Origin of the sequence: Actinoalloteichus spitiensis RMV-1378 (genome assembly GCF_000239155.1) — a bacterium.
GTDB lineage: Bacteria > Actinomycetota > Actinomycetes > Mycobacteriales > Pseudonocardiaceae > Actinoalloteichus_B > Actinoalloteichus_B spitiensis.
Map to the genome: position 1 here is coordinate 1 of NZ_AGVX02000755.1, position 4,779 is coordinate 4,779.

5 protein-coding genes and 1 pseudogene are annotated in these 4,779 nt (G+C 73.9%); 4 read left to right on the forward strand and 2 right to left on the reverse strand.

The window, feature by feature from the left end; all coding sequences use genetic code 11:
- Window positions 1-182 precede the first annotated feature (182 nt).
- From ACTIDRAF_RS0224855 to bcp, 4 genes are all read left to right on the forward strand, one after another.
- Window positions 183-938, forward strand: a complete 756-nt coding sequence (locus ACTIDRAF_RS0224855; RefSeq protein WP_039789568.1) for an ATP-binding cassette domain-containing protein — start codon at window positions 183-185, stop codon at window positions 936-938.
- On the forward strand, window positions 931-2,181 hold the full coding sequence (locus ACTIDRAF_RS0224860) for a DUF7224 domain-containing protein (RefSeq protein WP_016701370.1): 1,251 nt from the start codon (window positions 931-933) through the stop codon (window positions 2,179-2,181). The genes ACTIDRAF_RS0224855 and ACTIDRAF_RS0224860 overlap by 8 nt, the downstream gene beginning before the upstream one ends.
- Entirely contained in the window at window positions 2,178-2,774 is a 597-nt protein-coding gene (locus ACTIDRAF_RS0224865; protein WP_016701371.1) for a hypothetical protein, read from the forward strand. The genes ACTIDRAF_RS0224860 and ACTIDRAF_RS0224865 overlap by 4 nt, the downstream gene beginning before the upstream one ends.
- A 240-nt stretch (window positions 2,775-3,014) precedes the next feature.
- Complete coding sequence (gene bcp / locus ACTIDRAF_RS0224870) at window positions 3,015-3,488, forward strand: thioredoxin-dependent thiol peroxidase (protein WP_026066473.1); 474 nt, start codon at window positions 3,015-3,017, stop codon at window positions 3,486-3,488.
- 346 nt (window positions 3,489-3,834) lie between these two features.
- Here bcp and rdgB read toward each other — a convergent pair whose 3' ends face one another.
- Window positions 3,835-4,485 (reverse strand): RdgB/HAM1 family non-canonical purine NTP pyrophosphatase, encoded by a 651-nt coding sequence (gene rdgB / locus ACTIDRAF_RS0224875; RefSeq protein ID WP_016701373.1) that lies wholly within the window; start codon window positions 4,483-4,485, stop codon window positions 3,835-3,837.
- Window positions 4,482-4,779 (reverse strand): annotated as a pseudogene (gene rph / locus ACTIDRAF_RS0224880) (ribonuclease PH); the annotation flags it as partial. The gene rdgB and the pseudogene rph, both read right to left, overlap by 4 nt.

Sequence of the window (4,779 nt, forward strand, 5' to 3'; positions counted from 1 at the left end):
ACCGCCCCCCTCCCCGAGCCCCCGCCCTCTCCGCGCTCGATGGCGCTGGCCGACCCGAAGCCTCCGGAGGACGACGGTCGGGTCACCGGAAACCCTCGGACGCCCCGAATTTCCCCGGACCGAATTCTCGCCGAGGCCTGGTGGATAACCTGTGGGAAATCCAGGGAAAGGCATTTTCGACAATGTTGACGGCACACGGGATAACCTTCTCCTACGACGGGAGGAAATCGACCCTGACCGATGTGAGCATTCACGTGCGCTCCGGACGAACCATTCTTCTTGGGCCGAACGGCGCAGGGAAGACGACGTTGTTGAACGTCCTCGCGGGCAACGTGAGCGCACGTGCGGGCAGTGTCGCGCTGTCCGTCGGCGACGGTGTTCCACCGGTCCAGCCCCGCGACCGCGCCCGGTACGCCCGCGCGGTGGGGTGGTTGCCGCAACGGGCCACCCCGGTGCGGGGCCTCCGCGTGCGCGAACAGGTCGCCTACTCGGGCTGGCTGAAGGGCATGTCCAGGACCACCGCCTGGGAGGCGGCGCTGCCCGCGCTGGACCAGGTGGGGATGGCCGCGCACGCCCAGGACAGGGCCAACCGGCTCTCCGGCGGGCAGCTCCGCCGGGTCACCCTCGCCCAGTGCCTGGTGCACGGGTCCCGGGTGCTGCTCCTGGACGAACCGACCGCCGGGCTCGACCCGCGAGAACGGGACCGGTTCGCCGAGATCCTCCTCGGGTTGCCCGCCGAGGTCGCGGTCGTCGTGTCCACCCACGATGTCGTCGACCTCGTGGAAGTCGTCGGCCAGGTGGTGGTGCTGAACGGGGGGCGGGTCGTGTTCACGGGATCTCCGGCCGAGTTCCTCGACCACGGCGACCCGTCGCTGCCGGTATCCCGCCAGGCGGCCTCCGCCTATTCGGCGCTGGTCGAGGAGCGGACCCATGCCTAGGACCCCGGTACTCTGGCGCGGCTCGCTGTTCCCGCTGGCCGCCCCGGCCCTCGCGCTCTTCTCCTGGCTCTGGGTCAACTCCCAGCTGGCGACCGAGGACCGGTACTGGGCGGCTGGCTCGGCCACCGCCACCTCGGCCACCTTCTTCCTCGGCCCGCTGACCGCCGCGCTCGCGGCCCGCGAGGTGGGGCGGATCCGCCATGCCGCCGCGGTGTTCGGCCGTCCGGTCCGGCCCCCGGCCCGGGTCGTGGTGGACGCCGTCGCGCCCGCCACCGCCGCGGGCCTGGTCGGGGTGCTCGCCGCCTACCTGACCGCCTCCTGGCACCTGCTGGGAGTTCCCGGCGGGCCGGACGGACGGTTCGTCCTGCTCGCCGTGCTGGTCGTCGTCGCGCACACGGCCGTCGGCGCCGCGTTCGGTTGGTGGTCGCGGCCCCTCATCGCCATCCCCTCCTGCTTCATCCTGCTGTACTGCTGGATGGCGCTCCCGATCGGCGTGGAGCCGATGTGGCTCCGCCACCTCACGGGTTTCACCGACTGGGGGCTCGCCGTCTACCTGGAGGTGGATCCCGCCGGGGTGTGGGCTCCGATCCTCGTCAACGGTGGCGTCCTCGTCGCGTTCGCCCTCGCCCTCGTCTGCTCCACCCCCGACCGGAGCCCGGGGTCCACCGCCACGGGTGCCGTCCTCTGCGCGGCTGTCCTCGTTCCCGCCCTCGCGGGCGGGATCTCCACCGCGAGCCACCTCGGCCCGGACCCGGTCGTTCTCCGGGCGGCTCCCGACGAGTGCTTCGACGGTCCCGTCACCCTCTGCGGCTACCCCGAGGACCTCGACAGGATCGAGGAGATCCGGGCGGGCGTGGATCTCGCCGTGGCCGAGCTGACCTCGCGGGGTTTCCCGGCACCCACCCGCGCGATCCACGGCGCGGGTGCCGACGACGAGGAGACCTGGACGTTCACCATGAACGCCTTCTCGTCCCCGGAGAGCCTGGCCAGTTCGATCGTCGCCGCTCAGGTCCCCTCCATGCCGGAAGGCTGCGGCGGCATGGGCACGTACCTCACCTACTACCTGGCCCTGGACTGGCTGACCACGGCTGAGGACGAGTTCGACGATCCGGAGCTGAACGAGCACTGGGCGGCGCTGCACCGGCTCCCCGAGGAGGACCAGCTCGCGTGGTTCCACGGTGCCCGGGACGCGGTGGCCGCCTGCGGGTCCCACCTGGACGCGCTCGGGCCGGAGGTGTCGTGAGGTTCTGGGCGACCAACCGGGCCCTGCCCGTCGTCACCGGGACGTGGTTGGTGACGCTCGTCCTCGTGGCGCCCTTCGGGTCCGCCCTCGTCCCCACGCCCAACGTCCTGGGCGGCACCGCCCTCGCCCTCCCGGCGGCGGTCCTGATCCCCCTGCTCTGCTCGGGGTCCGTCGCCTACCTGCTGTCGAGGGCACCCCGGGACTGGGAGGCGAACGCGGTGCGTCCGGTGCGGGTGTACGACAGCGCCTTCCTGGTGGCGCTCGGCGGCCTGTACGGGGTCCTGTGCCTGGCCCTCCACGTCACGGACCTGCAACCGACGGCGGTGATCGCCGCCCGCAACGCCCTCGGGTTCACCGGACTGGCCCTGCTGGTGTCCCGGTTCTCCACCGCCGCCTCGGCGGCCACGGTGCCCACCCTGTACGCGGTGGCCGCCATGGTGTTGGGCGACCGGGGGCGGTCCTGGTGGGCGTGGCCGGTGTCCGACGTGTTCTCGGTGCGGGCGCTGGGCCTGGCGGTGCTGCTGTTCGTCCTCGGGGTGGTGGCGCACGCCTGGCTCCCCGGTTGGCTCCGGCGCCGCCAGGTCGCCCGCTGACCGGCCCGCCAGCGCGGGGTCGCACGCGGTCCGACGCGTGCGCCCCCGCCGGGTGGCACGACCGCCCGGTGGCCCGCCACCCGCGCATGCCCGGGGCGCGGGTCGAACGCCAGATACCCCGGGGCCGGAGGCCGCGGAGACCCGCACACCCGCGTGGCACGAGTCGCTGACCGACCGCCGCGAGGGGAGCCCAGGAGGCGGGTGGGCCGGCCGGGGCACCCGCCCTCTACGGTGGCCGGCATGAGCGAGCAGCAGCGGCTGGCCGACGGCGACGTCGCGCCCGACTTCACCCTCACCTCGGCCGACGGCGACCAGGTCTCCCTCTCCGACTACCGGGGCCAGCGGGTGCTGGTGTACTTCTACCCCGCCGCCGGCACCCCCGGCTGCACGAAGCAGGCCTGCGACTTCCGGGACAACCTCGCCGAGCTGTCCGAGGCCGGCCTGTCGGTGATCGGGATCTCCCCGGACAAGCCGGAGAAGCTCGCGAAGTTCCGGGACGCCGAGAACCTGACCTTCCCGTTGCTCTCCGACCCGGAGAAGGCGGTGCTCACCGCCTGGGGCGCCTTCGGGGAGAAGCAGATGTACGGGAAGACGGTCACCGGGGTCATCCGCTCCACCTTCGTGGTGGACGAGGAGGGCCGGATCGCGACCGCCCTGTACAACGTGCGCGCCACCGGCCACGTCGCCAAGCTCCGGCGGGACCTGGGGATCTGACGTCGAGCACGCCGGGGTGGGGCCACCACCCGGCGTGCGGCCCCGCCGGCCAGGCCGTTCCCGTTCCCGACCCCGGCTCTCGACCGCCGACCGCGCCGGCCGGCTCCGCCGCCAGAGGAACGCGGCCACCCACGTCGGCGCGCGGGAGTCCGGGCGGGCACCGGGACGCGGCCGGCGGTCACGGGCGACGCGGCGCTCGGCACGAGCGGCCCAGCCGAAGACCCCGTGCCGACCGGAACCGGTCGACACCGCTGGTCGAGCACGGGCCGGCCGCCACGCTCCCGGAGCCCGCCGCCCCGCTGGTCGCGGGACGGGCCTGGTCACGGTCCGCCGTTCGGCTCCTCGGTCAGCCCTCGGCGAGGGCGAGCAGGGCGGGCAGCAGCGCGCGCAGGGCGCGGCCCCGGTGGGAGTGGGCGTCCTTCTCCTCGGCGGTGAGCTCCGCCGAGGTCCGACCCTCACCCTCCGGTTGGAAGATCGGGTCGTAGCCGAAGCCGTTCCTGCCCCGGGGTTCCCGGGTGAGACGGCCCCGCCACTCCCCGCGCACCACGATCTCCGAGTCGGTGCCCGCTGGCCCACCGCCGGGAACGACCAGGGCGGCGGCGGACACGAAGGCCGCTCCCCGGCGTTCCTCGGGCACGTCGGAGGTCTGCGCGAGCACGAGTTCGAGGTTCGCCCGGTCGTCGCCGTGCCGGCCCGCCCAGCGCGCCGACAGCACCCCCGGCATCCCGTTCAACGCGTCCACCGCGAGCCCGGAGTCGTCGGCGACCGAGGGGAGCCCGGAGGCCCGCGCGGCGGCCCGCGCCTTGATCAGCGCGTTCTCCTCGAAGGTCGCGCCCGTCTCCGGTTCCTCCGGGAACTCGGGCACGTCGCCGAGGCCGACGACCACCAGGTCCCGCACGTGCGCGGCGAGCAGGATGCGCCGCAGCTCGTCCAGCTTCTTCGTGTTGCGGGAGGCCACCAGCAGCCGGTGCGCCGCCCCCGGGTCGCGACCCGTCACTTCGCCGCCCCCGGCAACTCGCCCGGGTAGGGCAGGGCCAGCGCCTCGGCCTGGATCTCGGTCAACCGCGCGCAGCCGGCGAGGGCGTAGTCGAGCATGGTGTCCATCGTGGACCGGGTGAAGGTCGCGCCCTCACCCGTGCCCTGCACCTCGATGAGCGTCCCGGTGTCGGAGGCGACCACGTTCATGTCGACCTCGGCTCGGGAGTCCTCCTCGTAGGGCAGGTCGAGCCGCACCCGGCCGTCGACCACGCCGACGCTCACGGCGGCCACCGCGCAGGACAGCGGCTTGGGG

Coding starts and splice junctions, on each gene's coding strand:
- ACTIDRAF_RS0224860 (WP_016701370.1), top strand. CDS start 931: ATGCCTAGGACCCCGGTACTCTGGCGCGGCTCGCTGTTCCCGCTGGCC.
- ACTIDRAF_RS0224855 (WP_039789568.1), top strand. CDS start 183: ATGTTGACGGCACACGGGATAACCTTCTCCTACGACGGGAGGAAATCG.
- bcp (WP_026066473.1), top strand. CDS start 3,015: ATGAGCGAGCAGCAGCGGCTGGCCGACGGCGACGTCGCGCCCGACTTC.